This is a genomic window from Rhodococcus sp. 2G, from assembly GCF_001886355.1.
Lineage (GTDB): Bacteria > Actinomycetota > Actinomycetes > Mycobacteriales > Mycobacteriaceae > Rhodococcus > Rhodococcus pyridinivorans.
Genome location: NZ_CP018063.1, coordinates 2,896,142 through 2,922,128, shown reverse-complemented (window position 1 = coordinate 2,922,128; position 25,987 = coordinate 2,896,142). Strand labels below are relative to the sequence as shown.

Below are 25,987 nucleotides of genomic sequence, written 5' to 3'. Positions count from 1 at the left end.
GAGTTAGAGAATGCCACGCAGCCTCAAGAAGGGCCCGTTCGTCGACGACCACCTCCTGGCGAAGGTGGACACGCAGAACGAGAAGGGCACCAAGCAGGTCATCAAGACCTGGTCGCGCCGTTCCACGATTCTGCCCGACTTCATCGGTCATACGTTCGCTGTCCACGATGGACGCAAGCACGTGCCGGTGTTCGTCTCGGAGTCCATGGTCGGTCACAAGCTCGGTGAGTTCGCGCCGACCCGTACGTTCAAGGGCCACATCAAGGACGACCGGAAGAGCAAGCGTCGATGAGCACTGAAACCACCACCAACAGCGCTCGGGCTGTTGCGCGCCACGTGCGCGTGACCCCGATGAAGGCGCGCCGCGTCGTCGACATCGTTCGCGGTAAGTCCGTCGAGGAGGCCCTGGCCATCCTCAAGTTCGCGCCGCAGGCCGCGGCCGAGCCGGTCGCCAAGGTGATCGCGTCGGCCGCTGCGAACGCGCAGAACAACTACAACCTCGACCCCAGCACGCTCGTCGTCGCGACTGCGTACGTGGACGAGGGTGCGACCCTGAAGCGGTTCCAGCCGCGTGCCCAGGGCCGTGCGTTCCGCATCCGCAAGCGGTCGAGCCACATCACCGTGATCGTGGAAAGCGTCGGGTCGGCCTCGACTCGTAACCGCCGGAAGGGAGCTCAGTAGTGGGCCAGAAGATCAACCCGCACGGCTTCCGTCTGGGCGTCACCACCGACTGGAAGTCTCGTTGGTACGCGGACAAGCAGTACGCGGACTACGTCAAGGAAGATGTCGCGATCCGCAAGTTCCTGGCCTCCGGCCTCGAGCGCGCCGGCATCGCGAAGGTCGAGATCGAGCGCACCCGCGACCGTGTGCGTGTGGACATCCACACCGCTCGTCCCGGGATCGTCATCGGACGCCGCGGCGCCGAGGCCGATCGCATCCGCGCCGAGCTCGAGAAGCTGACCGGTAAGCAGGTTCAGCTGAACATCCTCGAGGTCAAGAACTCGGAGTCCGAGGCTCAGCTCGTGGCGCAGGGCGTCGCCGAGCAGCTCTCGAACCGTGTCGCCTTCCGTCGTGCGATGCGCAAGGCCATCCAGTCGGCCATGCGTCAGCCGAACGTCAAGGGCATCCGCGTGCAGTGCTCGGGCCGCCTCGGTGGCGCCGAGATGTCGCGTTCGGAGTTCTACCGCGAAGGTCGCGTCCCGCTGCACACGCTGCGCGCGGACATCGATTACGGCCTCTACGAGGCACGGACCACCTTCGGCCGCATCGGCGTGAAGGTCTGGATCTACAAGGGCGACATCGTTGGTGGCCGTCGTGAGCTCGCTGCTGCTGCAGCTGCTCCCGCCGACCGGCCGCGTCGTGAGCGTCCGAGCCGCCCGCGTCGTTCCGGCGCGTCGGGCACCACCGCGACGAGCACCGAGGCCGGCCGCGCCGCATCGAGCGACGCTCCTGCCTCGACCGAGAACAAGGAGGGCTGACGCAATGTTGATCCCCCGGCGGGTCAAACACCGCAAGCAGCACCATCCGAGCCGTACGGGTGCCGCCAAGGGCGGAACCCAGGTGGCCTTCGGTGACTACGGCATCCAGGCTCTCGAGCCGGCCTACATCACCAATCGGCAGATCGAGTCCGCTCGTATCGCCATGACCCGGCACATCAAGCGTGGCGGCAAGATCTGGATCAACATCTTCCCGGATCGCCCCCTCACCAAGAAGCCTGCCGAGACCCGCATGGGTTCCGGTAAGGGTTCGCCGGAGTGGTGGGTCGCGAACGTCAAGCCCGGTCGCGTGCTGTTCGAGATGAGCTACCCCAACGAGGAGATTGCGCGCGAGGCTCTGCGTCGCGCGATGCACAAGCTCCCCTGCAAGTGCCGCATCGTGACGAGGGAGGAGCAGTTCTGATGGCTACCGGTACCCCCGCCGCGGAACTCCGCGAGCTGAGCGACGAAGAGCTGACCGACAAGCTCCGCGAAGCCAAGGAAGAGCTGTTCAACCTCCGCTTCCAGATGGCCACCGGCCAGCTGGACAACAACCGTCGGCTCCGCGTGGTGCGCAACGAGATCGCCCGTATCTACACGGTGCTGCGCGAGCGCGAGCTCGGACTGGCCACCGGCCCGAATGCGGGTGACGTGGCATGAGTGAGGAAAAGGCAGTGAGCAACCAGGAACAGCGCGCGAGCCGTAAGGTCCGCATCGGTTACGTCGTCTCGGACAAGATGGAGAAGACCATCGTCGTCGAGCTCGAGGACCGGGTGAAGCACCCGCTGTACGGCAAGATCATCCGCCGTACGACCAAGGTGAAGGCGCACGACGAGAACGGTCTGGCCGGCATCGGCGACCGCGTGCAGCTGATGGAGACCCGTCCGCTGTCCGCGTCGAAGCGCTGGCGTCTGGTCGAGGTGCTCGAGAAGGCCAAGTAAGGCCTCCTCGTCCTCGACAGGACCGAGAACATGCAGCACCCCACCACCCGCACCGCGGGCGGTGGGGTGCTGTGCGTCGGGTAGTAGGTGCAGCCCTCGCGTGGGGGAGCGGTGGACGTCGCTGCGACACGCCCGGTTCCGGGGTGGGGAGTGACATCACAATTCGCGAATTTGCCCTGCGTACGGTATATGGCCTACTCTGGACGGGTTGCTTACGGGACCCGTGTGTGATTCGCGCGTGCGCCGCAGGCAACCGACGACCGCGTACGTCCAGGTCGGAAATCTGACGTACACACCAATCCAGGTCAAGGAGAAGTAAGTGATCCAGCAGGAGTCGCGACTGCGCGTCGCCGACAACACGGGTGCCAAGGAGATCCTCTGCATCCGCGTTCTCGGTGGCTCGTCCCGTCGCTACGCCGGAATCGGTGACGTCATCGTCGCCACCGTCAAGGACGCGATCCCCGGCGGCAACGTCAAGCGTGGCGATGTCGTCAAGGCCGTGATCGTGCGCACCGCCAAGGAGCGCCGCCGTCCGGACGGTTCCTACATCAAGTTCGACGAGAACGCTGCCGTCATCATCAAGGGCGACAACGATCCTCGCGGCACCCGCATCTTCGGACCCGTCGGTCGCGAGCTCCGCGACAAGCGGTTCATGAAGATCGTCTCGCTCGCTCCGGAGGTGCTGTGATGAAGGTGCACAAGGGTGACACCGTGCTCGTCATCTCGGGCAAGGACAAGGGCGCCAAGGGCAAGGTCATCGCGGCCTACCCGGCGACCGGCAAGGTCCTCGTCGAGGGCGTGAACCGTATCAAGAAGCACACCGCCGTCTCTGCGAACGAGCGTGGCGCCTCCTCCGGCGGCATCGTGACGCAGGAGGCCCCGATCCACGTTTCCAACGTTGCGGTCGTCGACTCGGACGGAAACCCCACCCGCGTGGGCTACCGCACCGATGAGGAAACCGGCAAGCGCGTTCGGATTTCCCGGAAGAACGGGAAGGACCTCTGACATGACTTCCACCGAGAACAAGACCCAGCCGCGCCTGAAGGCCCGCTACCGCGCCGAGATCAAGGACGCGCTGAACGCGGAGTTCGACTACGCGAACGTCATGCAGATCCCCGGCGTCGTGAAGGTCGTCGTCAACATGGGTGTCGGCGACGCCGCCCGCGACGCGAAGCTCATCAACGGAGCCGTCAACGACCTCGCGCTCATCACCGGTCAGAAGCCGGAGATCCGTAAGGCCCGCAAGTCCATCGCACAGTTCAAGCTGCGCGAGGGCATGCCGATCGGTGCGCGCGTCACGCTGCGCGGCGACCGCATGTGGGAGTTCCTGGACCGTCTCGTGTCCATTGCGCTTCCCCGTATCCGGGACTTCCGCGGCCTCAACGGCAACCAGTTCGACGGCAACGGCAACTACACGTTCGGCCTGAACGAGCAGTCGATGTTCCACGAGATCGACGTGGACAAGATCGATCGCCCGCGCGGCATGGACATCACTGTCGTGACCACCGCTACCAACAACGAAGAAGGCCGTGCCCTGCTCAAGCACCTCGGCTTCCCGTTCAAGGAGAACTGAGCCCATGGCTAAGAAGGCACTGGTCAACAAGGCCAACAAGAAGCCGAAGTTCGCGGTGCGCGCCTACACCCGCTGCCAGCGCTGCGGGCGCCCGCACTCGGTCTTCCGCAAGTTCGGACTCTGCCGCATCTGCCTTCGCGAGATGGCACACCGCGGAGAACTTCCGGGAGTTCACAAGAGCTCCTGGTGACGTGAGCGGTGGGCGGAGGACCGAGAAGTTCTCCGCCCACTGTCACGCTGTCATGGGTTCGTCGCCGATCCGTCGACGAATCCGCTATCGAAACCGAGTTTCGACGTAGGCCCACGGCCGGCATGTTCCGGCGTTGCATGGGAACCGCATCGAGAAAGGTGAACAGGTCAGCCATGACCATGACCGACCCCATCGCAGACTTCTTGACGCGTCTGCGTAACGCCAACACGGCGTACCACGACGAGGTCAAGCTCCCGTCCTCGAAGATCAAGGTGAACATCGCCGAGATCCTCAAGCGCGAGGGCTACATCTCCGACTACCGCACCGAGGACGCCGAGGTGGGCAAGACCCTCATCGTCGACCTCAAGTACGGACCTTCCCGTGAGCGCAGCCTTGCCGGCGTGCGCCGCGTGTCGAAGCCCGGCCTGCGCGTGTACGCGAAATCCACCAACCTGCCCAAGGTCCTGGGCGGCCTCGGCGTGGCGATCATCTCCACGTCCTCCGGCCTGCTCACCGATCGCCAGGCGGCCAAGCAGGGAGTGGGCGGGGAAGTCCTCGCCTACGTCTGGTAAAGGGAGGCCACCACAATGTCGCGAATCGGAAAACTCCCCGTTGCAGTTCCTTCGGGCGTCGAGATCACCATCGACGGCCAGGATGTTGCAGTCAAGGGCCCCAAGGGCAACCTGTCCCTGACGATCGCCGAGCCGATCGCCGTCGCCAAGGGCGAGGACGGGGCAATCAACGTCACGCGCCCGAACGACGAGCGTCGCAGCCGCGCGCTGCACGGCCTGTCGCGGACGCTCGTGCAGAACCTCATCGTCGGTGTCACCGAGGGTTACACCACCAAGATGGAGATCCACGGCGTCGGCTACCGCGTGGCCCTCAAGGGCAAGGACCTCGAGTTCTCGCTCGGCTACAGCCACCCCGTGCTGATCGAGGCGCCCGAGGGCATCACGTTCGCCGTCGAGAACCCCACGCGCTTCTCGATCTCGGGCATCGACAAGCAGAAGGTCGGCCAGATCGCGGCCAACATCCGCCGGCTGCGCAAGTCCGACCCCTACAAGGGCAAGGGCATCCGCTACGAGGGTGAACAGGTCCGTCGCAAGGTCGGAAAGACGGGTAAGTGATCATGAGCCAGACCGAGAACCAGAAGGCCAAGCGCATCCCGCGCGGCAAGGACGCCTCCACCACGCGTCGCCTTTCGAAGACGCGTCGTCACTTCCGCCTCCGCAAGAAGATCTCCGGCACCGCCGAGCGTCCCCGCCTCGTCGTCAACCGGTCCTCGCGCCACCTGCACGTGCAGCTGGTCGACGACCTGACGGGCACCACTCTCGCCGCAGCGTCGTCCATCGAACCCGATGTGCGCGCTCTCGAGGGCGACAAGAAGGCTCGCGGCGCGAAGGTCGGTCAGCTGATCGCCGAGCGCGCGAAGGCTGCCGGCGTGGAAGCCGTGGTCTTCGACCGCGGTGGCCACACCTACAGCGGACGCATCGCGGCCCTCGCGGACGCGGCTCGCGAAAGCGGGTTGAAGTTCTGATGACCATTTTCTCGAACGGAAGGAACGCCTGATGCCGGGACGTCAGCGGCGTGACGGCGGCAACGGCCCCGCCGGACAGAACCCCAACAGCGGTGACAACCGTGGCGGTCGCGACCGCCGCGACCGCGACTCGCGCGGCGGCAACGCTGCCGAGAAGTCGAACTACATCGAGCGTGTCGTCTCGATCAACCGTGTGTCGAAGGTCGTCAAGGGCGGTCGTCGCTTCAGCTTCACCGCTCTGGTGATCGTGGGCGACGGCAACGGCCTGGTCGGCGTCGGCTACGGCAAGGCCAAGGAAGTTCCCGCGGCCATCCAGAAGGGTGTCGAGGAAGCTCGCAAGAACTTCTTCCGCGTCCCGCTCATCGGCGGAACCATCACCCACCCCGTCCAGGGAGAGGCTGCAGCCGGTGTCGTCCTGCTGCGTCCGGCTTCCCCCGGTACCGGTGTCATCGCCGGTGGCGCTGTGCGCGCGGTGCTGGAGTGTGCGGGTGTCCACGACATCCTGTCGAAGTCGCTCGGCTCCGACAACGCCATCAATGTGGTGCACGCGACGGTTGCGGCCCTCAAGGGTCTGCAGCGTCCCGAGGAAGTCGCGGCTCGCCGTGGCCTCACCCTCGAGGAAGTTGCCCCCGCCGGCATGCTGCGCGCACGTGCACAGGCTGCTGGGAGCGTGAAGTAATGGCAGAGCTGAAGATCACCCAGATCAAGAGCACCATCGGGGCCAAGTCGAATCAGCGCGACAGCCTCCGGACCCTCGGTCTGCGGAAGATCCGCCAGTCCGTCGTCCGCGAGGACAATGCGCAGAATCGTGGCCTCATCAACGTGGTGCGTCACCTCGTCACCGTTGAGGAGGTCTGAGAATGACCATCAAGCTGCATCACCTGCGCCCGGCTCCGGGTGCGAAGACGGACAAGACCCGCGTCGGACGCGGTGAGGGTTCGAAGGGCAAGACCGCCGGCCGCGGTACGAAGGGCACGAAGGCACGCAAGAACGTGTCGCCGGCCTTCGAGGGTGGCCAGATGCCCATCCACATGCGTCTGCCGAAGCTCAAGGGCTTCAAGAACGCATTCCGTACCGAGTACCAGATCGTCAACGTCGGGGACATCGCTCGCGTGTTCCCCGAGGGTGGACAGATCGGTGTCGCGGACCTCGTGGCGAAGGGTCTGGTTCGCAAGAACCAGCTCGTCAAGGTCCTCGGCGAGGGCGAGCTGACGGTGGCCGTGCAGGTCACCGCCGACAAGTTCTCGGCCTCCGCTCAGGAGAAGATCGCTGCAGCCGGTGGCAGCGCGACCGTCCAGGCCTGACCTGTACTTTCGCGTGTGAGTCACGGCTGTCGAACGGCCGCGGTGCAGATACCTGCACCGCGGCCGTTCGCGCGTTCACACCGGTGTCCCAAGCTGCGTTCGCAGCGGTGACATAGGCTACCGGGCTACGCCTCTCATCGGGGCCCACTGTTAGAGTTTCAGAGTTGTCTACCGTCCGACGGATCCCTCTCGATCCGTCGTCCCCGATCGGCCCGCCAGGAGGATCTTTGCTTTCCGCCTTCGTCTCGGCCCTCAGGACACCGGACCTGAGGCGGAAGATTCTCATCGCCCTCGGGCTCGTGGCGCTGTACCGCCTCGGTGCTACCGTGCCGTCCCCGGGCGTCGACTACGGCAACGTCCAGGCCTGTGTCGATCAGCTCGCCGGCAGCGAGCAGGCCGGCATCTACTCGCTGATCAATCTGTTCTCCGGCGGCGCGCTACTGCAGTTGTCGGTCTTCGCGATCGGCATCATGCCGTTCATCACCGCGAGCATCATCGTCCAGCTGCTCACCGTGGTCATTCCACGCTTCGAGGAACTGCGCAAGGAGGGCCAGTCCGGCCAGGCCAAGATGACGCAGTACACGCGTTATCTCGCTGTCGCGCTCGCCGTCCTGCAGGCCACCGGCATCGTCGCGCTCGCCGCCCGAGGGCAGCTGCTGCAGGGCTGCTCGGAGCCTATCCTCGCCGACGACAGCATCTTCGGGATGGTCGTCATCGTGCTGGTGATGACCGCCGGTGCCGCCGTCGTCATGTGGTTCGGTGAGCTCATCACCGAACGCGGTGTCGGCAACGGCATGTCGCTGCTGATCTTCGCCGGTATCGCGGCCGCGCTGCCGAGCGAGGGTCGCATGATCCTCGAATCCCGCGGCGGCCTCGTCTTCGCGATCGTCTGCGTCGTGGCCCTGGCCCTCATCACGGGTGTCGTGTTCATCGAGCAGGGTCAGCGCCGGATCCCGGTGCAGTACGCCAAGCGCATGGTCGGCCGTCGTATGTACGGCGGTTCGTCGACCTACCTGCCGCTGAAGGTCAACCAGGCGGGCATCATCCCCGTCATCTTCGCGTCGTCGCTGCTGTACCTGCCCAATCTCGTCGCGCAGCTCACCGGTGCCACGACGAACCCGGATCCGAGTTGGTGGCAGCGGATCATCAACGAGTACCTGGTCAATCCGAACAACCCGGTCTACATCGCGATCTACTTCGCCCTGATCGTGTTCTTCGTCTTCTTCTACGTCGCCATCACCTTCAATCCGGAGGAGCGGGCCGACGAGATGAAGAAATACGGCGGCTTCATCCCGGGCATCCGCCCCGGTCGCCCGACCGCCGAATATCTCAGTTTCGTGCTCAACCGCATCACGGTTCCGGGCTCGATCTACCTCGGTCTCATCGCGACGCTGCCGAACTTCTTCCTGTCCGGCAGCCAGACGGCCTCGAGCATCTTCGGTGGCGCCGCGGTTCTCATTCTCGTCAGTGTCGCGCTGGACACTGTCAAGCAGATCGAAAGTCAACTGATGCAGCGCAACTACGAAGGGTTCCTCAAGTGAGACTTGTACTGCTCGGTCCTCCCGGTGCCGGCAAGGGCACACAGGCCGCGATTCTGTCCGAGAAGCTCGGCGTCCCCGCCATCTCGACGGGCGATCTTTTCCGCGCGAACATCGGGCAGGGCACCCCGCTCGGCGTCGAGGCCAAGAAGTACATCGACGCGGGGGAGCTCGTTCCCGCCGAGATCACCAACAACATGGTGCGTGAGCGTCTGGCCGAGCCCGACGCCGCCAACGGCTTCCTCCTCGACGGCTTCCCGCGCAGCGTGGAGCAGGCCAAGGAACTCGAGAACATCCTGAAGGATCTCGGTGTCGAGCTCGATGGCGTGCTGTCCTTCGTCATCGACGAGGACGTCGTGGTCGAGCGCATGCTCGCCCGCGGTCGCGCCGACGACACCGAAGACGTGATCCGCAACCGTCTCCGGGTCTACCGTGAGGAGACGGCCCCGCTGCTCGACTACTACGCCGACTCGATCATCACGGTCGACGCGATCGGTGAGGTCGAGGAGATCAATTCGCGGGCTCTGTCCGCACTCGGAAAGTAGACGGGTAGTTCGACATGGGTTTCGGGCGCAAGCGCTCAGTGGTTCCGTTCCGCACCTCGGGTGAACTCGACGCGATGGCGGCGGCGGGAGCCGTGGTCGGTGCCGCACTCGTCGCAGTGCGCGAGGCCGCCAAGCCGGGCGTGAGCACCCTGGAACTCGACCAGGTGGCGGAATCGGTCATCCGCGATGCGGGGGCCGTTCCGTCCTTCCTGGGCTACCACGGCTTCACCGGTTCGATCTGTTCGTCGGTCAACGAGGTCGTCGTCCACGGCATCCCGTCGGTGTCGGTGGTGCTCGCCGAGGGCGACCTCGTGTCGATCGACTGCGGCGCGATCCTCGACGGCTGGCACGGCGACTCGGCATGGACCTTCGGGATCGGGGAGCTGTCGCAGGCCGACATCGACCTGAGCGAGGCCACCCGTCTGTCGCTCGAGGCCGGTATCGCGGCGATGCTCCCGGGCAACCGCCTGACCGACGTCTCGCATGCGATCGAGCAAGGCACGCATGCCGCCGAGAAGGTGCACGGCCGCTTGTACGGCATCGTCGACGGCTACGGCGGTCACGGTATCGGGCGCGAGATGCACATGGATCCGTTCCTCCCCAACGAAGGCAAGCCGGGCAAGGGCCCGAAGCTCGTCGTCGGATCGGTGCTCGCTGTCGAGCCGATGCTCACCCTCGGTACCTACGAGACCGAGGTCCTCGACGACGAGTGGACGGTGGTGACCGTCGACGGCAGCCGGGCCGCGCACTGGGAGCACACGGTAGCGGTCACCGAGGACGGCCCCCGTATCCTCACCGTCCGGCCGGAGTGACGCGAGCGGTCGTACTCCGCGGCGTCATACGTCGACGAGGAGCGTGACCGGTCCGTCGTTGACGAGGCTCACCTCCATGTGGGCCCCGAACTTCCCGGTCTCCACCGTCGCGCCGAGATCTCGTAGAGCGTTCGCGAACGCATCGACGAGAGGTTCGGCGATCGGGCGGGGAGCGGCGGCCGACCACGACGGACGCCTGCTCTTCCTCGTGTCGGCCATGAGCGTGAACTGGCTGACCACCAGGATCGGGGCGTCGACGTCGGAGGCGGATCGCTCGTCCTCGAGGATGCGCATCGTCCACACCTTCCGGGCGAGCGTCGCGGCCTTGGCCTCGTCGTCGTCGTGCGCGACGCCGACCAGCACGAGCAGACCGTGACCGTCTTCGGCCGGCGTGATGCGAGCCACCTCGGCTCCGTCGACCGCCACCGCCGCCGTGGTCACCCGCTGGATCAACGCCCGCACGTGCGGTCCTCCTCCTGGTCGTGGGCACGAGTGTGCCGGAGCTCATTTGTCCTGGACGGTCAACTTCCCGTACCATTGATCGGTGGTGCGCGCTGCGCTCCGATCGGTCCCGTGTCGAATTCCTTCGAATCTCGGTTCGTGTCCGGTCCCGGAGTTGCCGAGCGTCACGGTAACGGATGCCGATGCAACCACAACGCCGAACAACGGATCGCGGAGGATATGGCTAAGAAAGACGGGGCAATCGAGGTCGAGGGCCGGGTAATCGAACCGCTGCCCAATGCGATGTTCCGCATCGAGCTGGAGAACGGGCACAAGGTTCTCGCCCACATCAGCGGAAAGATGCGTCAGCACTACATTCGTATCCTTCCCGAGGACCGCGTTGTCGTGGAGCTTTCTCCCTACGACCTCACGCGTGGACGCATCGTCTACCGCTACAAGTAACGAAGCTTCCCCGGCCACACGGTCGGGGAGAATCATGTCGCCGGGCCGGCTCTGCCGTGTCCGGCGGCGCACATACAGGAGATCGGACTTACGTGAAGGTTCAGCCTAGCGTCAAGAAGATCTGCGAGAAGTGCAAGGTGATCCGCCGTAACGGTCGGGTCATGGTGATCTGCGAGAACCTGCGTCACAAGCAGCGTCAGGGCTAGATCCACCTTCGTCTCGAAGATCTGCTTGGCAACAAGCACGAAGACCTTCCAGCACCAGTCGCGTGGTTACGATCCTCGATCCGTCGAGGAGCTGCGCGATCAACCCCCGGTACGGAGGCCGGGGCCCCACTGTGTTTTTGAATCACACAGTTCTTCGACGCAGGGGACGGGCTGGGAGCAGACCTCCGCACACCGAATAGGAATGCCACATGGCACGTCTCGCAGGTGTCGATCTTCCCCGCGAAAAGCGGATGGAGATCGCACTCACGTACATCTACGGCATCGGCCGTACCCGCTCCCAGGAGATCCTCGAGGCCACGGGTGTCAACCCGGACCTGCGCAGCAAGGATCTGACGGACGAGGACCTCGCCAAGCTCCGCGAGTACATCGAGGAGAGCTACAAGGTCGAGGGTGACCTCCGTCGCGAGGTTCAGGCGGACATCCGCCGCAAGATCGAGATCGGCTGCTACCAGGGCCTGCGACACCGTCGTGGTCTGCCCGTGCGTGGACAGCGCACCAAGACCAACGCCCGCACCCGCAAGGGTCCGAAGCGCACCGTCGCAGGAAAGAAGAAGTAATGCCTCCCAAGTCACGCAGCACCGGTCCGAAGAAGACCCAGAAGGCACGGCGCAGGGACAAGAAGAACGTTCCGCACGGTGCCGCTCACATCAAGAGCACGTTCAACAACACCATCGTGTCCATCACGGACCCGCAGGGCAACGTGATCTCCTGGGCGTCCTCCGGCCACGTCGGCTTCAAGGGTTCGCGCAAGTCGACCCCGTTCGCCGCACAGCTCGCCGCCGAGAACGCCGCCCGCAAGGCGCAGGAACACGGTGTCAAGAAGGTCGACGTCTTCGTCAAGGGCCCGGGCTCGGGCCGCGAGACGGCGATCCGTTCCCTCCAGGCCGCAGGCCTCGAGGTCGGCACCATCTCCGATGTCACCCCGCAGCCCCACAACGGTTGCCGTCCGCCCAAGCGGCGTCGCGTCTAACGGGAAAGGAAGGTAAAGAAAAATGGCTCGTTATACCGGTCCCGTTACCCGTAAGTCGCGTCGTCTCCGTGTCGACCTGGTCGGAGGCGATCAGGCCTTCGAGCGTCGCCCCTACCCGCCCGGCCAGCACGGCCGCGCGCGGATCAAGGAGAGCGAGTACCTGCTCCAGCTGCAGGAGAAGCAGAAGGCCCGCTTCTCGTACGGCGTCATGGAGAAGCAGTTCCGTCGCTACTACGAAGAGGCCGCAAGCCGCCCCGGCAAGACCGGTGAGGTTCTGCTGGTCATCCTCGAGTCGCGCCTGGACAACGTCGTCTACCGTGCCGGCCTCGCCCGCACGCGTCGTCAGGCCCGCCAGCTGGTGAGCCACGGCCACTTCCTGGTCAACGGCAAGAAGGTCGACATCCCCAGCTACCGCGTTTCGCAGTACGACATCATCGATGTCCGCGAGAAGTCGCTGAGCACGCTGCCCTTCCAGGTCGCCCGCGAGACCCAGGGTGAGCGCCCGGTTCCGGGTTGGCTGCAGGTCGTCGGCCCGCGTCTGCGAGTGCTGGTCCACCAGCTCCCCGAGCGCGCGCAGATCGACATCCCGCTGCAGGAACAGCTGATCGTCGAGTACTACTCGAAGTAAGACACCTCGGTGTCGTGGTGTCCTCCGGTCCGTCCGGGCGGGAGGACACCGCTCCATTCCACTAGGGCGTCATATGGCGGACGCCCACAAGGAGGCAACAGATGCTCATCTCTCAGCGACCCGCACTGACCGAAGAGGTCATCGCTGAAAACCGCTCGAAGTTCGTCATCGAGCCGCTCGAGCCTGGCTTCGGGTACACCCTCGGCAACTCGCTTCGTCGCACCCTGCTCTCGTCGATCCCGGGCGCCGCTGTCACCAGCATCCGCATCGACGGCGTTCTCCACGAGTTCACCACCGTTCCCGGGGTGAAGGAGGATGTCACCGACATCATCCTGAACCTCAAGGGTCTCGTGGTGAGCTCCGAAGAGGACGAGCCGGTCACCATGTACGTCCGCAAGCAGGGGCCGGGCACCGTCACGGCCGGCGACATCGTGCCCCCGGCCGGTGTCACCATCCACAACCCGGATCTGCACATCGCCACCCTGAACGACAAGGGCAAGCTGGAGATCGAGCTCGTCGTCGAGCGCGGTCGCGGCTACGTTCCTGCCGTGCAGAACAAGGCGTCCGGCGCCGAGATCGGCCGTATCCCGGTCGACTCGATCTACTCGCCGGTGCTCAAGGTGACGTACAAGGTGGAAGCGACCCGCGTCGAGCAGCGCACCGACTTCGATCGGCTCATTCTCGACGTGGAGACCAAGAACTCGATCAGCGCGCGGGACGCGCTCGCCTCGGCGGGCAAGACCCTCGTGGAGCTCTTCGGTCTGGCTCGTGAGCTGAACGTCGAAGCAGAAGGCATCGAGATCGGTCCCTCGCCCGCCGAGGCCGACCACATCGCCTCCTTCGGACTTCCGATCGAGGACCTCGACCTCACGGTCCGGTCCTACAACTGCCTCAAGCGCGAAGGTGTTCACACCGTCGGCGAGCTCGTGGCACGGACGGAATCCGACCTGCTCGACATCCGCAACTTCGGCCAGAAGTCCATCGACGAGGTCAAGGTCAAGCTGCACTCGCTCGGCCTGTCCCTCAAGGACAGCCCGGCATCGTTCGACCCCAGCACCGTCGCCGGCTACGACGCCGCGACCGGTACCTGGAGCGATACCGAGGCCGGCTCCTTCGGTGACAACGACGGCAACGAGGACTACGCCGAGACCGAGCAGCTGTAGCAGCTCACGGTCCGTTACTAGGAGAAAATCATGCCCAAGCCCAAGAAGGGCGCCCGCTTCGGCGGATCGGCCTCGCATCAGAAGGCGCTCATGGCCAACCTGGCCACCGCGCTCTTCGAGCACGGCCGCATCACCACCACCGAGGCCAAGGCCAAGGCCCTGCGCCCGTACGCCGAGAAGCTCGTCACGCACGCCAAGGCCGGCACGCTGGCCTCGCGTCGTGAGGTGCTGAAGGTCATCCGCAACAAGGACGTCGTCCACTCGCTGTTCGCGGAGATCGGTCCCTCCTTCGAGGACCGCAACGGCGGTTACACCCGCATCATCAAGACGATGCCGCGCAAGGGCGACAACGCCCCCATGGCCATCATCGAGCTGGTGCGCGAGAAGACCGTCACCTCCGAGGCCGACCGCGCTCGCCGCGTCGCCGCCTCGCAGGCACCCGCCGAGGACAACGCGGTCCAGGCCGTCGAGGCCGAGGCCACCGACGCCGAGGTCGCGAACGCCGACGCCGTCGTCGAGGGTGTCGAGGACACCAACGCCACGGCTGCCGACGCACCCGAGGCGGACGAGGCCAAGAAGGACTAATCCACTTGGTTTCGGCATCTGCTGAAGCTCACGAGCCCGCCGACCCTTCCGAGGGCGGCGGGCTCGTGGCTTCTCACGAGACAACCCGTCTGCGACTCGACATCGCGTACGACGGCACCGACTTCTCCGGCTGGGCACGGCAGCCCGGACGTCGCACGGTGTGCGGGGAGATCGAGGAAAAGCTCTCCGCGATCGTCCGCACCCCCGTGCTGCTCACCGTCGCCGGTCGCACCGACGCCGGCGTGCACGCTTCCGGGCAGGTCGCCCACGTCGACGTCCCCACCGCGGTGCTGCCCGACGATCCGTCGCGCTGGGTCCGCCGTCTCGCACGGTTCCTGCCCCGCGACGTGCGGGTCACCGGGATCTCCGTCGCCCCCGAACATTTCGACGCGCGTTTTTCGGCGATCCGGCGCCACTACGAATACCGCCTCACCACAGCGGTGTACGGCGCCGAGCCGCTGCGTGCCCGCGACACCGTCGCGTGGCCGAAGGCCGTCGATCTCGATGCGATGCAACGCGCGTCGCAGTCGCTGCTCGGCCTGCACGACTTCGCCGCCTTCTGCAAGCGGCGGGAGGGTGCGACGACCGTACGTGAACTGCAGCGATACGGCTGGACCCGCGAAGGTGACATCCTCACCGCCTATGTCAGCGCCGACGCCTTCTGCTGGTCGATGGTGCGCAGCCTCGTCGGCGCGGCCCTGGCCGTGGGGGAGGGGCGTCGCAGCGTCGAGTGGATGACGGCCCTGCTCGACGAACGCGAACGTGCGGCGTCCGTCGCGGTGGCACCGGCCCACGGCCTGTCACTGGTTCGCGTCGACTACCCTGCTGACGAGGAACTCGCCGCGCGCAACGCTGCGACGCGGGAGATGCGCGGGCCCATCACGCCCGGCTGTTGCGGATGAAGGGAACGAATGTGCGCGCACGACGGTTTGCGTTGATGGGGACGATCGGGGCGCTCGCCGTCTCGTCGCTGGTCCTGTCCGGTGCCGCGGTCGCCCACGCCGAGGATCTCCCGGCCGCCGCGACCGGCGAGACCCGGTCGCAGAGCGCGACTGTCGAACGCATCGAGAAGCACACCGACCGCGATTGGTCGCTGTTCGTGTACTCGCCGTCGATGGAACGCACCATCGAGCTGCAGGTGCTGCGACCGGCCGACACGAGCGCGCCGCGACCGGTCTTCTACCTGCTCAACGGTGCCGGCGGGGGACTGGACCGGGCGACCTGGCGCGAGCAGACCGACATCGTGGAGTTCTTCGGCGACAAGAACGTCAACGTCGTCACTCCGGTCGGTGGCGCGTTCAGCTACTACACCGACTGGCTCGAGGACGATCACGTTCTCGGACGCAACAAGTGGACGACCTTCCTCACCGAGGAGATCCCGTCGGTGGTCGACGAGACGCTCGGCGCGAGCGGCCGCAACGCGATCGCCGGTGTGTCGATGTCGGCGACGTCGGCGCTGGCGCTCGCCCAGCAGGCGCCCGATCTCTACCAGGCGGTGGGTTCGTACAGTGGATGCGCCGAGACCGCGTCGGATATCGGTTCGCGCTATGCGGAGATCGTCGTCGCGTTCGGCGGGGGCGAGGTCGAGAACATGTGGGGACCGGTCGCCGGTGAGCACTGGACCGAACAGGACGTCGTGCTCAACGCCGAGAAGCTGCGCGGCAAGGCCGTGTACGTCTCCACGAGCAGCGGTGTCCCGGGTCCGTACGAATTGAAGGCATGGGAGCAGGACGGTGTCGCCGTCCTTCCCGATGTGGCTCTGCTCGGGCTCATCGAGGCCGGCGTGAACGATTGCACGACGCGACTGCGCGGTGCGCTGGACGCAGCCGGGGTCGAGGCGACCTACTCGGTCCGGCCCGACGGTACCCACACCTGGGGCTACTGGCAGGAGGCCCTGCACGAGTCGTGGCCCGTGCTCGGCGAGGCCATCGGCGCCTGAGCCGAGAGCGCTGCGCTCGAAAAGACACCCGGGGGGGTGAGGTCCGCGACCTCACCCCCTCGGGCGTTCTCACATGCTCGTCGGATCAGCCAGTCCAGGACCTCGAGGACGTTGCTGATGAGCGCATCGAGCGAACCGGGAAGCGGCCGAGCGCCTCGGCGATCATGCGGTGGCCCTCGGCCTCGTAGCAGTCGTCGCCCACATGGAAGGCCCACACCGCGACCGCGACCGCCGCGCGGACACGTCGGCGGAACCAGGCGTCCTCCTCACGGGGATCCTCGCCGTAGCCACGCAGGAAGGCATGCTCGGCACCGGGGACCCGGAGGAACTCGCGTACCGCGAGCCGCTCGAAGTCCTCACCCGCCGGGCGCATCGCGGCACGCCCGAAGTCGATCACCTTCACCACACCGATGTCGTCGGCGAGCCAGTTGCGGCTCTGCCAGTCGCCGTGGGTGGGCACCAGGGTGGCCGTCGGTGTCGGCCACCCCTCGACCATCGAGCGCAATCGGCCGGCGACGTCGGGACCGATACGGTGCGGCGCCGCGAGCCACCGCAGCGTCTTCGTGTTCGCCGATCGCTCGTACCCCTCGTCCACCACATGCTCCTGGCGATGGAACTGGGCGAGCAGCGCGCCGGCCTGTTCGTAGACGTCGAGACGGGACGACGCGGCGGTGCCCAGGACGAGCCGCCCCGGAAGGTATTCCGTCACGACGAGTTTCGTCGCGCGGTCGGCGAACACCATGCGGGCGGCCCGACCGCACCGTACCCACGGAGCGGTCCACCGCTCGTGCGCGCTGATCTCGCGGCCGATGTGCCGATCCGGAGTTCCGCCCGCCTTCACGACCAGCAGCCCGTCGTCGGTGTCGACCTCGAGGACAGTGGTCGACACCAGCCCCCAACTCATGTCGGAGACCACGACGATGCGGCCGAACCGCTGCGTCAGCAGGTGGCGTTGCTGTGGAGTGAGCCGCTCCAGGGCGTCCGGCATGAAGGCACTCTAGCGATCTTTCGCCGCGAAAACCCCTGTCGCTTCCGGCTTGCGATCGTTCACCCCGCGAGGGACCGCGCGATCACGAGTCGCTGAATCTGATTGGTGCCCTCGAAGATCTGCGTGATCTTCGCGTCGCGCATGAAGCGCTCGACCGGGAAGTCGCGGGTGTAGCCGTATCCACCGAGGACCTGCACAGCGTCGGTCGTGACCTTCATGGCGGCATCCGTCGCGACGAGCTTGGCCACCGACGCCTGCCGCGAGTAGGGCAGGCCGGCGTCCTTGCGCCGGGCAGCGTCGAGATAGGTGGCGCGGGCCGAGTCGACGGCGGCGGCCATGTCGGCGAGAACGAAGCCGAGGCCCTGGTGGTCGATGATGCGCTTGCCGAAGGCCTGCCGTTCCTTGGCGTAGGCCGTCGCCTCGTCGAGGGCGGCCTGGGCCAGACCCGTCGCGACGGCGGCGATCCCCAGGCGTCCGGAATCCAGTGCGCTGAACGCGATCGGCAGTCCCTGTCCCTCGGCGCCGATCCGGCGCTCGGCCGGGACGAAGGCGTCGTCGTAGTGGGCGGAGGTGGTGGGGATGGCGTGCAGGCCCATCTTCTCCTCGGGCTTGCCGAAGGACAGGCCCTCGGTGCCGGCGGGCACGAGGAAGCACGAGATGCCCTTGCTGCCGGTGTCGGCCGTGCGGGCGAACAGGGTGTAGAAGTCGGCCTTGCCGCCGTTGGTGATCCACGCCTTCGAGCCGGTGATGCGGTAGCCGCCGTCGACGGGCTTCGCACGGCACGCGAGGGCCGCGGCGTCGGATCCGGCCTGCGGCTCGGAGAGGCTGTACGCGCCGATGGTGTTGCCGCCCAGCATCTCCGGGAGCCACTTGTTCTTCTGCTCGTCGGTGCCGTGGGTGGCGAGCGCGAAGCACGACAGTCCGTGCACGCTCACCGCAACCGCCACGGCAGCCCAGCGGGCGCCGAGTTCCTCGAGGACCTGCAGGTAGACCTCGTAGGGTTGGTCGCCGCCGCCGAACTCCTCGGGGTACGGCAGGCTCAGCAGCCCTGCGGCGCCGAGTGCGGGGAAGACGCCCTCGGGGAAGGTCTCCTTGCGCTCGTGCTCGTCGACGCGCGGGGCGAGCACCTTGTCGGCGACGTCGCGGGTGAGGTCGATCAGGTCGTAGGCCTCGCGGGTGGGAAGCAGACGCTCGACGGGCACGGTGGTTCCTCCTGGAAGACTGGGGACCAAAAATAGTACTGAGCACGATACTGCAGTACTGTTCTCGGTATGGCAAGAGTCGGTAGCCGGCGGCCCACCGCCCGGCAGGCGCAACTGTTCGACGATCTGGTCGCGTTGTTCCTGGCAGAAGGCTTCGCGCACCTGACCCTCGACGACATCGCCGCGCGTCTGCGCTGCTCGAAATCGACGCTCTACGCACTCGCGGAGAACAAGGACCGGCTCGTCTACGCGGCGACCGTCCACTTCTTCAAGGGTGCCGCCGACCGGGTGGAGGCCGACGTCGCGCGGGCCGCGGACGCCCAGGCTCGCATCGGCGCCTATCTCGAGGCCGTGGGGCGCGAACTCGAACCCGCCTCCACGCGGTTCATGGAGGACATCGCCCACACGCCGGTCGCGCGCGAGGTCTACGAACGCAACACCCGGTTCGCCGCCGACCGCGTCCGCCAGCTCATCTCCGAGGGAGTTGCGGCCGGCGAACTGCGCGACGTCCACGCGGCCTTCGTCGCCGACGTCGTCGCCTCGGTCATGGTCCGCATCCAGCAACGACAGGTGGCCGAGGCGACCGGTCTCGAGGACGCACGTGCCTACCGGGAACTCGCCGCGCTGCTCGCGCACGGGCTCTCGACCGCACCGCACCTACGATCGACCCTATGACCACGGCTGCACCGAACGATCCGATCCGCCTCGAGGTCGTCGTCGCGAGTGTCCGCGCCGGTCGCATCGCGCCGGTCGTCGCAGACTGGTTCGCGGCCACCGCACGGCGTCGGCCCGAGTTCGACGTCGGCGTTCTCGATCTCGCCGAGACCCCGCTCCCGCACGACCTCTCGGGCGGTCCCGACGCCGACGCCTTCACCGGTCGCATCGGTGCTGCGGACGCCTTCGTGGTGGTGACCTCCGAGTACAACCACGGCTATCCCGCCGCGCTGAAGACGGCCATCGACACCGTCAAGCACGAATGGCGCACCAAGCCGGTCGGATTCGTCTCCTACGGTGGCCTGTCCGGCGGATTGCGCGCGGTCGAGCAGTTGCGGCAGGTCGTCCTCGAGGTCCACATGGTGCCGGTGCGGCAGTCGGTGAGCTTCCACCGCGTCAAGCACGCCTTCGCGGCCGACGGCACCACCACGGACGAGGCCGCGATCGACGGCGCGGAACGCATGCTCGACCAGATCGCCTGGTGGGCCCGCACCGTCCGCGCCGGAACCGCCCTCGACCGCTATCCCGGCTGAGGCGCCGGATCCGGCATGCGCGACCGGCCGAGATGGGTGCTCTCCGCCGCGATCGTCACGAGGGTGAGAGGCGTGCGTTCGCCGCCTGCCGTGAGCACCACACGGTCCCCGGCCGCTCCGGGTTGGAGCAACGACACCGTGGGGCGCTCGCGCGGCCATCCGTCCGGATGGATGTGCACGTGGATCGCGGTCGCGTGCGGCATGGACGAGGTGGGCGGGACGCCGTCGTAGACGACCGTGTCGAAATCGTGGTCGCCCGCGTACTCGCCCGCCAGACGCAGCCGGTCGGGTCCGGCCGCGGATCCGACCAGGCCGCGCCACGCACCGGACCGGTCGGTGTGGACGACGACCCGCGCCCCCACCGCGACGGCGCGGAAGACCACCTGCTGGGCGAGATACAACTCGCCCGCGATGTGGACCGAGCGGACTCCGGGACCGGTGAGACGCGCGGTGACGGCGCGACCGGCGTCGTCCGATCCGATGAGCTGCCCACACCCACCGGCCGGAAGAGCGAGGGCGTCGAGTTCCCCGCTACGCGATTCGCGCAAGGGAACCCGGTCTTCCAGTTGCGGAACCCCGAGGGGCAATGCCGCTGTGAGGAGTTCGGCGTGACGTCCGTACGCCGGGAACAGTCCGGCCACCGAGGGGACGTCCGCCTCGCGCGTGGTGAACCGTGCCAGCGCCCCGACCCGAACCGACCCGTCATCACCCGGTCGCAACCGGAGGACCAGTGTCGACGCCAAAGTTGGATGCGACCAGATCGCCGCCGTGTGGCGGCGGTCGATCCGACGTGGGTCGAAGGCGCCGCCCGAGTCGAACGCGGAGGCCAGGGCGACGTGCCGGCGCGTCGGGGCCCACTCCGTCGCCGGGACCCCGTGGGAGATGCGCAGCGCGGCCTGTTCGATCTCGCTCGCGGTGAGCAGTCGCGCACCGTACCCGGCGTCGCCGAGCGCGCGGATCACGCGCCGCGCCGCCGCGACGACGGTCCGGGCGGCACCCTCGGAGCCTCCGCCCCGGCGGGCGGCAGCGGCCGCGCAGGACGTGACGTCGAGTCGGAGCACCACCCGCACCGTGCGTTCGGCCGCGGCGGGAAGCGGGCCCAGCAACTGTGCGTAGGCCTGCCCCGCGGGGGTCGAGTCGCGAACCCGGCGCCCCTGCACCACGACATCGATCCCGTCCAGGACGACGTCGTGCCGGTACAGGCAGGCGGCGATCGCGTCGAGGGGGAGCGTTCGCCCCGTCTCCTCGCTGTCGCGCCCGAGTCGGGTGATCGCACCGGCCGGTGAGAACGGTTCGAGAACCACGGTCGCGTACGGGCCGTCCCATAGCACCCCCACCGGGACTGCCGACCCGACGTGGAAGTCGCGGAGGACACCCGAGACGGAGACGTCGTCCGGGCGTCGGCGCAGAACGGTCGCGATCCATTCGGCTGTGCCGCGTCCGCCGATCCGCACGAGGCACAGCGCGGCCGGTGGCACGGCGATCGCGCAGGCCACCCACACGGACGCCCCCGACACCACCGCCAGCGTCCATACGAGGGCGGCGACGCACTGGGCACCCACGAGCCGCACGGCGACACGGCTTCTCGCATCACCTGCTGCTGTGCTGATCCGTGCACCGGTGGGCGCTGTGCTGATCCGTGCACCGGTGGGCGCTGTGCTGACCCGTGAATCCCCCGACTCGAAGACGGTTCGTTGCATCGATCCCCCCGAACGACGGCCGGCAATGATTCCGGCGCGGTGCCGACCTTCCCCCTGACCGCGCGGAGCGCCTGTGGTGGACGCCCGACAGGACTGTACTGTGTTGCGCCAGAGAGCGTGCCGTACGGGGGGAGATCGATGGCAGCGCAACCGACCACGCGATGGCAGGTCAGTGGATACCGTTTCCTGGCACGACGCATGGATCATGCGTTGGTGCGGGGCGACGTACGAATGATCCACGATCCCATGCGTTCCCAGTTCCGGGCGTTCGTCGTCGGAGTCGTCGTCGCGTGTGTCGTGCTGGGAGGCTGTGCCGCCCTTGCCCTGTTCCGCCCCCAGGACCGGATCGGTGATGCTTCCGTCGTCGTCGGACGCGACTCCGGTGCGCTCTACGTCGCGATCGGCACGACCTTCCATCCCGTCCTGAATCTCGCGTCGGCCCGGCTGATCCTCGGATCGCCCACCGAACCGGCGGTCGTAGCCGACCAGGAACTGACGACACGACCACGCGGACCGCTGGTGGGGATCCCGGGTGCGCCGTCCTCCCTGGTCCATGATGCAGAGGAGGTGCCGTGGACGGTGTGCGACGTCGCCGACCCGAACGGTCTGCAGTCCTCGACCACCGCCGTGCTCGCCGGCACACCCGACCACCGGGCAGGCTCGGTGCTCGCCGACGACGAAGCGCTCCTCGTGGCCGCGGACGGCAGATACCACTTGCTCTACGAGGGCAGACGCGCCGAAATCGACCCGAACGACCGGTCGCTCGTGCGCCTGCTGGGCATCGACGTCTCCCGTGCGCGCCCCGCGAGTCCCGGACTGCTCGCCGCCGTGCCGGAATCGCCGAAGCTGGCGGCACCCCACATCACCGGCGCCGGAGGTGTCCCGGGCATGTCGATCCCGGGTGTGCGAGTCGGGTCGGTCGTCGCGGTGTCCGAACCGGACGGGCAGAGTTTCCACGTAGTGCTCGAGAACGGTGTGCAGGAGGTCTCGCGGGCCACCGCACATCTCATCCACTTCTCGGATTCGCAAGGAGCACCCGAGATTCCGGTGATCCCACCCGACGTCCTCGCAGCCGCGCCGGTCGTGCACGAACTGCCGGTCGACACCTTTCCCGAGGTCGTCCCGCGCATCGTCGATCCGGGGGAGAGGCCTGTGGCGTGCTCCACCTGGCAGCCCGGCACAGGCGAGAACGACCGGCACCGCTCGACTCTGCGGTTGTCCGCGGGGACGGCCCTGCCCACCGGCAAGGACGCCGTGCCGGTGGTCCCGGCCCAGGCGGACGATGCCGGACCGCAGGTCGACGCGATCCACATCCCGCCGGGCCGCGGCAGATACGTGCAGACCACCTCGCTGACCTCGGACACCGACCGTCTCGGTTCGTTGTTCTACGTCGCCGACACCGGCGTGCGGTACGGCATCACCGATGCGGACGCCGCTGCGGCACTCGGCTTCACGGATCCACCCGCCCGGGTCCCGTGGCCCATCCTGCAGTTGCTCGCTCCGGGACCCGCGCTCGGCCGGGAACAGGCGCTGCTCGCACACGACGGTGTCGCCGCCGACCCGGAGGCGGTCCCCGTCGGGGCGGGCAACTGATTCAGGTCCGTGATCGGGCGAGTCGTCGTGCCGGTGCAGTGAGGACGAGAACGAGGGCGGTCGCGGCGATCACGGCCGCAGCCGAGATCAGTGCGATGGTGCGCGGCCGGTGATCCGGTACCGGGGGAGGAGTCGGCTCGGCGACGGCAACCGCCGGCATCGGCTCCGCGCGCCCGGCCGGCAGCGGCGCGGTGACGGCGGCGAGCGGGTCGACGACCCCGTGGCCCACCTGCGGATTCCATCCTTCCGCGGGGGAGTGGGCGGTGCTCTCGATGCGCGTCATCACCTCTCGGGCGGACAACTGCGGGTACCGCGAGCGCACCAGCGCGACCGTCGCCGCGACGAGCGGCGCCGCGAAACTCGTCCCGGACACCGGTCTGCCGCCCTGGGGGCCGGGGATCAGGTCGGCCAGACCGTCGGTGCCGGGATTGAGTGAGACGAGCCCGCTCCCGGGAGCGGCGACGTCGACCCACGGCCCGGGCAGACTGTACCCGGCCGGTGTGCCGTCGTCCTCGACCGCGCCGACGGTGAGGACGTACTCGTCGTACCAGGCCGGTGATGCCAGGGTGACGACCGAATCCCACGGATCCGCACCGGGATCGGCCGGATCCGCCGAGCGCGGATTGCCTTCGCGGCAGGTGTCGGTGTTGCCGGCCGCCGCGACGACGACCGCGTCGTGTACATCCGTCGCGTACTGCACTGCCGCTCCCAGCGGACCGTCGACGAGGCCTTCGGCGACCGTCCGGCAGGCGACCTCGGAGATGTTGACGACGGTGGCGCCGAGATCCACCGCCTGCCGGACGGCCGCCGCGAGGGTCCGTACGTCGCCGTATCCGGAGGCGTTGCGCGCGGCATCGTCGTCCGATCGGGAGCGGTCGGAGAAATGGCCGCTCGACTGGCGGATGGCGATGATCCCCACGTCGGGTGCGCCACCGGCGAAACCCGATCCGGGTGTCGGCCGCGCCGCGATCAGGCCGGCGACGAGGGTGCCGTGCGCGTCGCAGTCCTCGGTGCCGTCACCCGTGGACACGTAGTCGCCACCCGGCCTCGGGGCCGGCAACCGTGGATGAGGATGGACCCCGGTGTCGATGACGGCGACCACCTGCCCCGCTCCCCGGGTGATCGGCCACACGGACGCGAAGTCGAGGATGCGTTGTGCCCGAGGGATCTGCGGTCCGTCGGGAGCATCCGGCAGTTCTGCGCACAGCACCCGCATCTCGGTGGCCTCGGGAGGCGCAGGCGTCGCGCCGGCGGGCAGTTGCGCCGGATCGGGTACCGGGGGCGCGGCGGTCGCGAGACCCGGAGTGGTGGTCGCTATCAGGGCGGCGAGGGCCAGGACCGCGAACCGGTGTGACAGCCGCACCGTCACAGTCCGCGGATCGCTGCGTACACACCGGCGACCCAGCAGGCCAACGGCACGACGGTGGCGATGGTCGCGTACTCCGCGATCTCGGCGATCCGGCGTTGTACCGGGGTGAACGTCCGTCGCGGCGCGACCACACCGAAGAGGAAACCGGCACACGCGAGACCCGTAGCGGATGCGAACACCGCCCACGGCGGCAACGCTCCGCTCGCTGCCGCACCGACGAGCAGCCCGAGCAGCAGTACCGCGCCACCGGCCACGAGGGGAGCCGCCTGCGCGGTCGCGGTGTAGGTGCGGCCTCGGAAGACCAGGACCACGGCCGACGCCACGGCCAGTGCTACCGCGGGCACGGACACGTCTCCGTCCAACGGGAACGCGGCGCACCACGCTCCGCCCGCCGTGAGTAGGACGACGGCGTGGACGATTCCGGTGAGCGCGCTCCGTGCCCGATTCGCACGGTGCTCGAGCTCCGCCTGTGACGGCAACCCGGACACGCTGCGATCGGGGGTCTCCGGTTCGAGCGGAGCGCCCGGAGCAGGGACCGGGGGGATGGGGAGTTTCGCGAGCATCGCCGCGAGGCGTGGTGCCGTGCCGGCGAGCAGCAGCGCCACCACCACCGTTCCGGCTCCGAGGGCGCGCGCCTCGAGTTCGGTGGTCGATGCGAGGGTGGCCGTCACGACGACGCCCGCGGCGGTCGCGGCGACCGCCGTGCACGGTGCGAGGCCGATGCGGGTGGCACGCACGGCGAGCACTGCGACGGCACCGGTCAGTGCCGCGGCGAGGACGAGACGCGGCGCCGGCGATTCGCCGGGAACGAGCAGCGCCCCGGCCGTCGCTGCGAGCGGGAAGGCGCACCACAGCAGCGCGGTCGCGGTCCGTCGATCGTCGTGGAGCCGGGCGAGGATGCCTGCGGCGAGCAGCACCAGGAGAGGCAGCGCGGCGCACACGGCTCCGAGGGCGAGACGGCTCGCGCCGTCGGGCAGGAACAGCAACGGTACGCAGCCCGCGGCGAGGGCGACCGGACCCAGGACGGCCGCGATGAGACCCGACGGGCCCGCACCCCACGGCGTCGTGGTCCGGTCCGAGGCCGCGACGCTGTACATGACGTCGTCGAACAACGGTGGAGGAGCGGGGGATCCGGCGTCCTCCAGGACGAGGATCTCCCCGTCGCGGACGCCGTGCTCGTCGAGACTCAGCGCACCGGACAGCGGGGCCCGACCGATCCGGGCGAGCGCCCAGCCGTCGGGTTCCGTGCGTTCGGGTGTCGCGTCGAAGTCGTTGTCGGGCCGGTGGCCGGCGACGAGATTCACGATCCCCGGGAGCAGCAGCGCCACCGGAACGTCGAGGGGCAGTGCGAGATCGACCTCGGTGTGGCGGGCGAGCACGGTGATCCGGCACAGATCCGGGGCGCCCACCTGCCCCGGGGTCTCGGATCGCGCACGCACAGATGTCATCGGCCTCGGTTCCCCCCGTCACTGCAGTCCGAACGACGCAGACCATACGACATCGTCCCGACCGGTGTCGTGCCCGAGTTGTCCGTCGAGGGGCCGAGGGGCGAACAGGA

Annotated in this window: 37 protein-coding genes; 31 read left to right on the top strand and 6 right to left on the bottom strand. The window is 67.8% G+C overall.

All coding sequences use genetic code 11. The annotated features are described in order from the left end of the window. The first annotated feature begins 10 nt into the window (after positions 1-10). From rpsS to map, 19 genes are all read left to right on the top strand, one after another. The gene (gene rpsS, locus BO226_RS13855) at positions 11-292 is read left to right on the top strand and encodes a 30S ribosomal protein S19 (RefSeq protein WP_003938088.1); all 282 of its coding nucleotides are present in this window, start codon (positions 11-13) and stop codon (positions 290-292) included. Next, positions 289-681: a 50S ribosomal protein L22 gene (gene rplV, locus BO226_RS13850; protein WP_006554606.1), complete on the top strand. Its 393-nt coding sequence runs from the start codon at positions 289-291 to the stop codon at positions 679-681. The genes rpsS and rplV overlap by 4 nt, the downstream gene beginning before the upstream one ends. Next, positions 681-1,478: a 30S ribosomal protein S3 gene (rpsC, locus tag BO226_RS13845; protein ID WP_006554605.1), complete on the top strand. Its 798-nt coding sequence runs from the start codon at positions 681-683 to the stop codon at positions 1,476-1,478. Before rplV ends, rpsC begins: the two co-directional genes overlap by 1 nt. A 4-nt stretch (positions 1,479-1,482) precedes the next feature. Continuing rightward, positions 1,483-1,899: a 50S ribosomal protein L16 gene (gene rplP, locus BO226_RS13840; protein WP_006554604.1), complete on the top strand. Its 417-nt coding sequence runs from the start codon at positions 1,483-1,485 to the stop codon at positions 1,897-1,899. After that, positions 1,899-2,135 (top strand): 50S ribosomal protein L29, encoded by a 237-nt coding sequence (gene rpmC, locus BO226_RS13835; RefSeq protein ID WP_006554603.1) that lies wholly within the window; start codon positions 1,899-1,901, stop codon positions 2,133-2,135. Before rplP ends, rpmC begins: the two co-directional genes overlap by 1 nt. Beyond that, entirely contained in the window at positions 2,132-2,416 is a 285-nt protein-coding gene (rpsQ, locus tag BO226_RS13830) for a 30S ribosomal protein S17 (protein WP_024101619.1), read from the top strand. Before rpmC ends, rpsQ begins: the two co-directional genes overlap by 4 nt. Before the next feature lie 319 nt (positions 2,417-2,735). Next, a complete protein-coding gene (gene rplN / locus BO226_RS13825) occupies positions 2,736-3,104 on the top strand; it encodes a 50S ribosomal protein L14 (RefSeq protein WP_006554601.1) in 369 nt (122 codons plus the stop codon). After that, a complete protein-coding gene (gene rplX / locus BO226_RS13820; RefSeq protein WP_006554600.1) occupies positions 3,104-3,421 on the top strand; it encodes a 50S ribosomal protein L24 in 318 nt (105 codons plus the stop codon). Before rplN ends, rplX begins: the two co-directional genes overlap by 1 nt. A 1-nt stretch (position 3,422) precedes the next feature. Next, positions 3,423-3,989, top strand: coding sequence for a 50S ribosomal protein L5 (gene rplE / locus BO226_RS13815; RefSeq protein ID WP_006554599.1), 567 nt, complete (start codon positions 3,423-3,425; stop codon positions 3,987-3,989). 4 nt (positions 3,990-3,993) lie between these two features. After that, positions 3,994-4,179: a type Z 30S ribosomal protein S14 gene (locus tag BO226_RS13810; protein ID WP_006554598.1), complete on the top strand. Its 186-nt coding sequence runs from the start codon at positions 3,994-3,996 to the stop codon at positions 4,177-4,179. A gap of 173 nt (positions 4,180-4,352) precedes the next feature. Beyond that, a complete protein-coding gene (gene rpsH, locus BO226_RS13805) occupies positions 4,353-4,751 on the top strand; it encodes a 30S ribosomal protein S8 (protein ID WP_006554597.1) in 399 nt (132 codons plus the stop codon). A gap of 15 nt (positions 4,752-4,766) precedes the next feature. Next, entirely contained in the window at positions 4,767-5,306 is a 540-nt protein-coding gene (gene rplF / locus BO226_RS13800; protein ID WP_006554596.1) for a 50S ribosomal protein L6, read from the top strand. A 2-nt stretch (positions 5,307-5,308) separates the two neighbouring features. Continuing rightward, positions 5,309-5,716, top strand: coding sequence for a 50S ribosomal protein L18 (rplR, locus tag BO226_RS13795; protein WP_006554595.1), 408 nt, complete (start codon positions 5,309-5,311; stop codon positions 5,714-5,716). A 31-nt stretch (positions 5,717-5,747) separates the two neighbouring features. Continuing rightward, on the top strand, positions 5,748-6,395 hold the full coding sequence (gene rpsE, locus BO226_RS13790) for a 30S ribosomal protein S5 (protein WP_006554594.1): 648 nt from the start codon (positions 5,748-5,750) through the stop codon (positions 6,393-6,395). Continuing rightward, positions 6,395-6,574, top strand: coding sequence for a 50S ribosomal protein L30 (gene rpmD, locus BO226_RS13785; protein ID WP_006554593.1), 180 nt, complete (start codon positions 6,395-6,397; stop codon positions 6,572-6,574). Before rpsE ends, rpmD begins: the two co-directional genes overlap by 1 nt. 2 nt (positions 6,575-6,576) lie before the next feature. Next, positions 6,577-7,020 carry a 50S ribosomal protein L15 gene (rplO, locus tag BO226_RS13780; RefSeq protein WP_006554592.1) on the top strand — a complete coding sequence of 148 codons (444 nt, stop codon included), beginning with the start codon at positions 6,577-6,579 and terminating at the stop codon, positions 7,018-7,020. A 227-nt stretch (positions 7,021-7,247) separates the two neighbouring features. Then, positions 7,248-8,561: a preprotein translocase subunit SecY gene (gene secY / locus BO226_RS13775; protein WP_006554591.1), complete on the top strand. Its 1,314-nt coding sequence runs from the start codon at positions 7,248-7,250 to the stop codon at positions 8,559-8,561. Continuing rightward, positions 8,558-9,103: an adenylate kinase gene (locus BO226_RS13770; protein ID WP_006554590.1), complete on the top strand. Its 546-nt coding sequence runs from the start codon at positions 8,558-8,560 to the stop codon at positions 9,101-9,103. Before secY ends, BO226_RS13770 begins: the two co-directional genes overlap by 4 nt. 14 nt (positions 9,104-9,117) lie before the next feature. Further along, positions 9,118-9,915: a type I methionyl aminopeptidase gene (gene map, locus BO226_RS13765; protein WP_006554589.1), complete on the top strand. Its 798-nt coding sequence runs from the start codon at positions 9,118-9,120 to the stop codon at positions 9,913-9,915. 24 nt (positions 9,916-9,939) lie between these two features. Here map and dtd read toward each other — a convergent pair whose 3' ends face one another. Then, complete coding sequence (gene dtd, locus BO226_RS13760) at positions 9,940-10,377, bottom strand: D-aminoacyl-tRNA deacylase (RefSeq protein ID WP_006554588.1); 438 nt, start codon at positions 10,375-10,377, stop codon at positions 9,940-9,942. 219 nt (positions 10,378-10,596) lie between these two features. Between dtd and infA the strand changes: the two genes are divergently transcribed. The 9 genes from infA (at position 10,597) to BO226_RS13715 (ending at position 16,330) form a co-directional block, all read left to right on the top strand. Then, a complete protein-coding gene (gene infA / locus BO226_RS27065; protein ID WP_006554587.1) occupies positions 10,597-10,818 on the top strand; it encodes a translation initiation factor IF-1 in 222 nt (73 codons plus the stop codon). Between the two features lie 92 nt (positions 10,819-10,910). Continuing rightward, positions 10,911-11,024, top strand: a complete 114-nt coding sequence (gene rpmJ, locus BO226_RS13750) for a 50S ribosomal protein L36 (protein ID WP_003938068.1) — start codon at positions 10,911-10,913, stop codon at positions 11,022-11,024. Positions 11,025-11,233: 209 nt separating this feature from the next. Beyond that, positions 11,234-11,602 carry a 30S ribosomal protein S13 gene (gene rpsM, locus BO226_RS13745; protein ID WP_006554586.1) on the top strand — a complete coding sequence of 123 codons (369 nt, stop codon included), beginning with the start codon at positions 11,234-11,236 and terminating at the stop codon, positions 11,600-11,602. Then, a complete protein-coding gene (rpsK, locus tag BO226_RS13740; RefSeq protein ID WP_006554585.1) occupies positions 11,602-12,015 on the top strand; it encodes a 30S ribosomal protein S11 in 414 nt (137 codons plus the stop codon). Before rpsM ends, rpsK begins: the two co-directional genes overlap by 1 nt. 22 nt (positions 12,016-12,037) lie before the next feature. After that, positions 12,038-12,643: a 30S ribosomal protein S4 gene (gene rpsD, locus BO226_RS13735; protein WP_006554584.1), complete on the top strand. Its 606-nt coding sequence runs from the start codon at positions 12,038-12,040 to the stop codon at positions 12,641-12,643. A gap of 101 nt (positions 12,644-12,744) precedes the next feature. After that, positions 12,745-13,806 (top strand): DNA-directed RNA polymerase subunit alpha, encoded by a 1,062-nt coding sequence (locus tag BO226_RS13730; RefSeq protein ID WP_006554583.1) that lies wholly within the window; start codon positions 12,745-12,747, stop codon positions 13,804-13,806. A gap of 30 nt (positions 13,807-13,836) precedes the next feature. Then, positions 13,837-14,391 (top strand): 50S ribosomal protein L17, encoded by a 555-nt coding sequence (gene rplQ / locus BO226_RS13725; protein ID WP_006554582.1) that lies wholly within the window; start codon positions 13,837-13,839, stop codon positions 14,389-14,391. A gap of 65 nt (positions 14,392-14,456) precedes the next feature. Then, complete coding sequence (gene truA / locus BO226_RS13720; protein WP_232237955.1) at positions 14,457-15,293, top strand: tRNA pseudouridine(38-40) synthase TruA; 837 nt, start codon at positions 14,457-14,459, stop codon at positions 15,291-15,293. Between the two features lie 35 nt (positions 15,294-15,328). Next, positions 15,329-16,330 carry an alpha/beta hydrolase gene (locus tag BO226_RS13715; RefSeq protein ID WP_071935472.1) on the top strand — a complete coding sequence of 334 codons (1,002 nt, stop codon included), beginning with the start codon at positions 15,329-15,331 and terminating at the stop codon, positions 16,328-16,330. Between the two features lie 85 nt (positions 16,331-16,415). On the opposite strand, the gene BO226_RS13710 is transcribed toward BO226_RS13715, so the two are convergent. Both BO226_RS13710 and BO226_RS13705 read right to left on the bottom strand, forming a co-directional pair. Beyond that, positions 16,416-17,318, bottom strand: coding sequence for a phosphotransferase family protein (locus BO226_RS13710; protein WP_071935471.1), 903 nt, complete (start codon positions 17,316-17,318; stop codon positions 16,416-16,418). Positions 17,319-17,377: 59 nt separating this feature from the next. Next, entirely contained in the window at positions 17,378-18,520 is a 1,143-nt protein-coding gene (locus BO226_RS13705; protein WP_033096996.1) for an acyl-CoA dehydrogenase family protein, read from the bottom strand. A gap of 69 nt (positions 18,521-18,589) precedes the next feature. Here BO226_RS13705 and BO226_RS13700 point away from each other — a divergent pair, with 69 nt between their 5' ends. Together BO226_RS13700 and BO226_RS13695 are read left to right on the top strand one after the other, a co-directional pair. Next, positions 18,590-19,195, top strand: a complete 606-nt coding sequence (locus BO226_RS13700; protein ID WP_006550047.1) for a TetR/AcrR family transcriptional regulator — start codon at positions 18,590-18,592, stop codon at positions 19,193-19,195. After that, positions 19,192-19,767, top strand: a complete 576-nt coding sequence (locus BO226_RS13695) for an NADPH-dependent FMN reductase (protein WP_071935470.1) — start codon at positions 19,192-19,194, stop codon at positions 19,765-19,767. The genes BO226_RS13700 and BO226_RS13695 overlap by 4 nt, the downstream gene beginning before the upstream one ends. Here BO226_RS13695 and eccE read toward each other — a convergent pair. Continuing rightward, positions 19,755-21,467 (bottom strand): type VII secretion protein EccE, encoded by a 1,713-nt coding sequence (gene eccE, locus BO226_RS13690; protein ID WP_083543634.1) that lies wholly within the window; start codon positions 21,465-21,467, stop codon positions 19,755-19,757. The two genes, BO226_RS13695 and eccE, sit on opposite strands and share 13 nt — an antisense overlap. Positions 21,468-21,605: 138 nt before the next feature. Here eccE and eccB point away from each other — a divergent pair, with 138 nt between their 5' ends. Beyond that, positions 21,606-23,060 (top strand): type VII secretion protein EccB, encoded by a 1,455-nt coding sequence (gene eccB, locus BO226_RS13685; protein ID WP_071935469.1) that lies wholly within the window; start codon positions 21,606-21,608, stop codon positions 23,058-23,060. Between the two features lies 1 nt (position 23,061). Here eccB and mycP read toward each other — a convergent pair whose 3' ends face one another. Beyond that, the gene (gene mycP, locus BO226_RS13680) at positions 23,062-24,429 is read right to left on the bottom strand and encodes a type VII secretion-associated serine protease mycosin (RefSeq protein WP_033096999.1); all 1,368 of its coding nucleotides are present in this window, start codon (positions 24,427-24,429) and stop codon (positions 23,062-23,064) included. Further along, positions 24,426-25,877, bottom strand: a complete 1,452-nt coding sequence (gene eccD / locus BO226_RS13675; RefSeq protein WP_232237954.1) for a type VII secretion integral membrane protein EccD — start codon at positions 25,875-25,877, stop codon at positions 24,426-24,428. The genes mycP and eccD overlap by 4 nt, the downstream gene beginning before the upstream one ends. Between the last annotated feature and the right edge of the window lie 110 nt (positions 25,878-25,987).

Coding starts and splice junctions, on each gene's coding strand:
- eccD (WP_232237954.1), bottom strand. CDS start 25,877: ATGACATCTGTGCGTGCGCGATCCGAGACCCCGGGGCAGGTGGGCGCC.
- rpsK (WP_006554585.1), top strand. CDS start 11,602: ATGCCTCCCAAGTCACGCAGCACCGGTCCGAAGAAGACCCAGAAGGCA.
- rplQ (WP_006554582.1), top strand. CDS start 13,837: ATGCCCAAGCCCAAGAAGGGCGCCCGCTTCGGCGGATCGGCCTCGCAT.
- rpmD (WP_006554593.1), top strand. CDS start 6,395: ATGGCAGAGCTGAAGATCACCCAGATCAAGAGCACCATCGGGGCCAAG.
- rplF (WP_006554596.1), top strand. CDS start 4,767: ATGTCGCGAATCGGAAAACTCCCCGTTGCAGTTCCTTCGGGCGTCGAG.
- infA (WP_006554587.1), top strand. CDS start 10,597: ATGGCTAAGAAAGACGGGGCAATCGAGGTCGAGGGCCGGGTAATCGAA.
- rplV (WP_006554606.1), top strand. CDS start 289: ATGAGCACTGAAACCACCACCAACAGCGCTCGGGCTGTTGCGCGCCAC.
- BO226_RS13710 (WP_071935471.1), bottom strand. CDS start 17,318: ATGCCGGACGCCCTGGAGCGGCTCACTCCACAGCAACGCCACCTGCTG.
- BO226_RS13810 (WP_006554598.1), top strand. CDS start 3,994: ATGGCTAAGAAGGCACTGGTCAACAAGGCCAACAAGAAGCCGAAGTTC.
- rpsD (WP_006554584.1), top strand. CDS start 12,038: ATGGCTCGTTATACCGGTCCCGTTACCCGTAAGTCGCGTCGTCTCCGT.
- rplR (WP_006554595.1), top strand. CDS start 5,309: ATGAGCCAGACCGAGAACCAGAAGGCCAAGCGCATCCCGCGCGGCAAG.
- rplE (WP_006554599.1), top strand. CDS start 3,423: ATGACTTCCACCGAGAACAAGACCCAGCCGCGCCTGAAGGCCCGCTAC.
- rpsM (WP_006554586.1), top strand. CDS start 11,234: ATGGCACGTCTCGCAGGTGTCGATCTTCCCCGCGAAAAGCGGATGGAG.
- BO226_RS13700 (WP_006550047.1), top strand. CDS start 18,590: ATGGCAAGAGTCGGTAGCCGGCGGCCCACCGCCCGGCAGGCGCAACTG.
- rpmC (WP_006554603.1), top strand. CDS start 1,899: ATGGCTACCGGTACCCCCGCCGCGGAACTCCGCGAGCTGAGCGACGAA.
- rplX (WP_006554600.1), top strand. CDS start 3,104: ATGAAGGTGCACAAGGGTGACACCGTGCTCGTCATCTCGGGCAAGGAC.
- map (WP_006554589.1), top strand. CDS start 9,118: ATGGGTTTCGGGCGCAAGCGCTCAGTGGTTCCGTTCCGCACCTCGGGT.
- rplO (WP_006554592.1), top strand. CDS start 6,577: ATGACCATCAAGCTGCATCACCTGCGCCCGGCTCCGGGTGCGAAGACG.
- rpsH (WP_006554597.1), top strand. CDS start 4,353: ATGACCATGACCGACCCCATCGCAGACTTCTTGACGCGTCTGCGTAAC.
- rpsE (WP_006554594.1), top strand. CDS start 5,748: ATGCCGGGACGTCAGCGGCGTGACGGCGGCAACGGCCCCGCCGGACAG.
- BO226_RS13715 (WP_071935472.1), top strand. CDS start 15,329: ATGGGGACGATCGGGGCGCTCGCCGTCTCGTCGCTGGTCCTGTCCGGT.
- BO226_RS13730 (WP_006554583.1), top strand. CDS start 12,745: ATGCTCATCTCTCAGCGACCCGCACTGACCGAAGAGGTCATCGCTGAA.
- BO226_RS13695 (WP_071935470.1), top strand. CDS start 19,192: ATGACCACGGCTGCACCGAACGATCCGATCCGCCTCGAGGTCGTCGTC.
- rplP (WP_006554604.1), top strand. CDS start 1,483: ATGTTGATCCCCCGGCGGGTCAAACACCGCAAGCAGCACCATCCGAGC.
- rpsQ (WP_024101619.1), top strand. CDS start 2,132: ATGAGTGAGGAAAAGGCAGTGAGCAACCAGGAACAGCGCGCGAGCCGT.
- eccE (WP_083543634.1), bottom strand. CDS start 21,467: ATGCAACGAACCGTCTTCGAGTCGGGGGATTCACGGGTCAGCACAGCG.
- eccB (WP_071935469.1), top strand. CDS start 21,606: ATGGCAGCGCAACCGACCACGCGATGGCAGGTCAGTGGATACCGTTTC.
- rpsS (WP_003938088.1), top strand. CDS start 11: ATGCCACGCAGCCTCAAGAAGGGCCCGTTCGTCGACGACCACCTCCTG.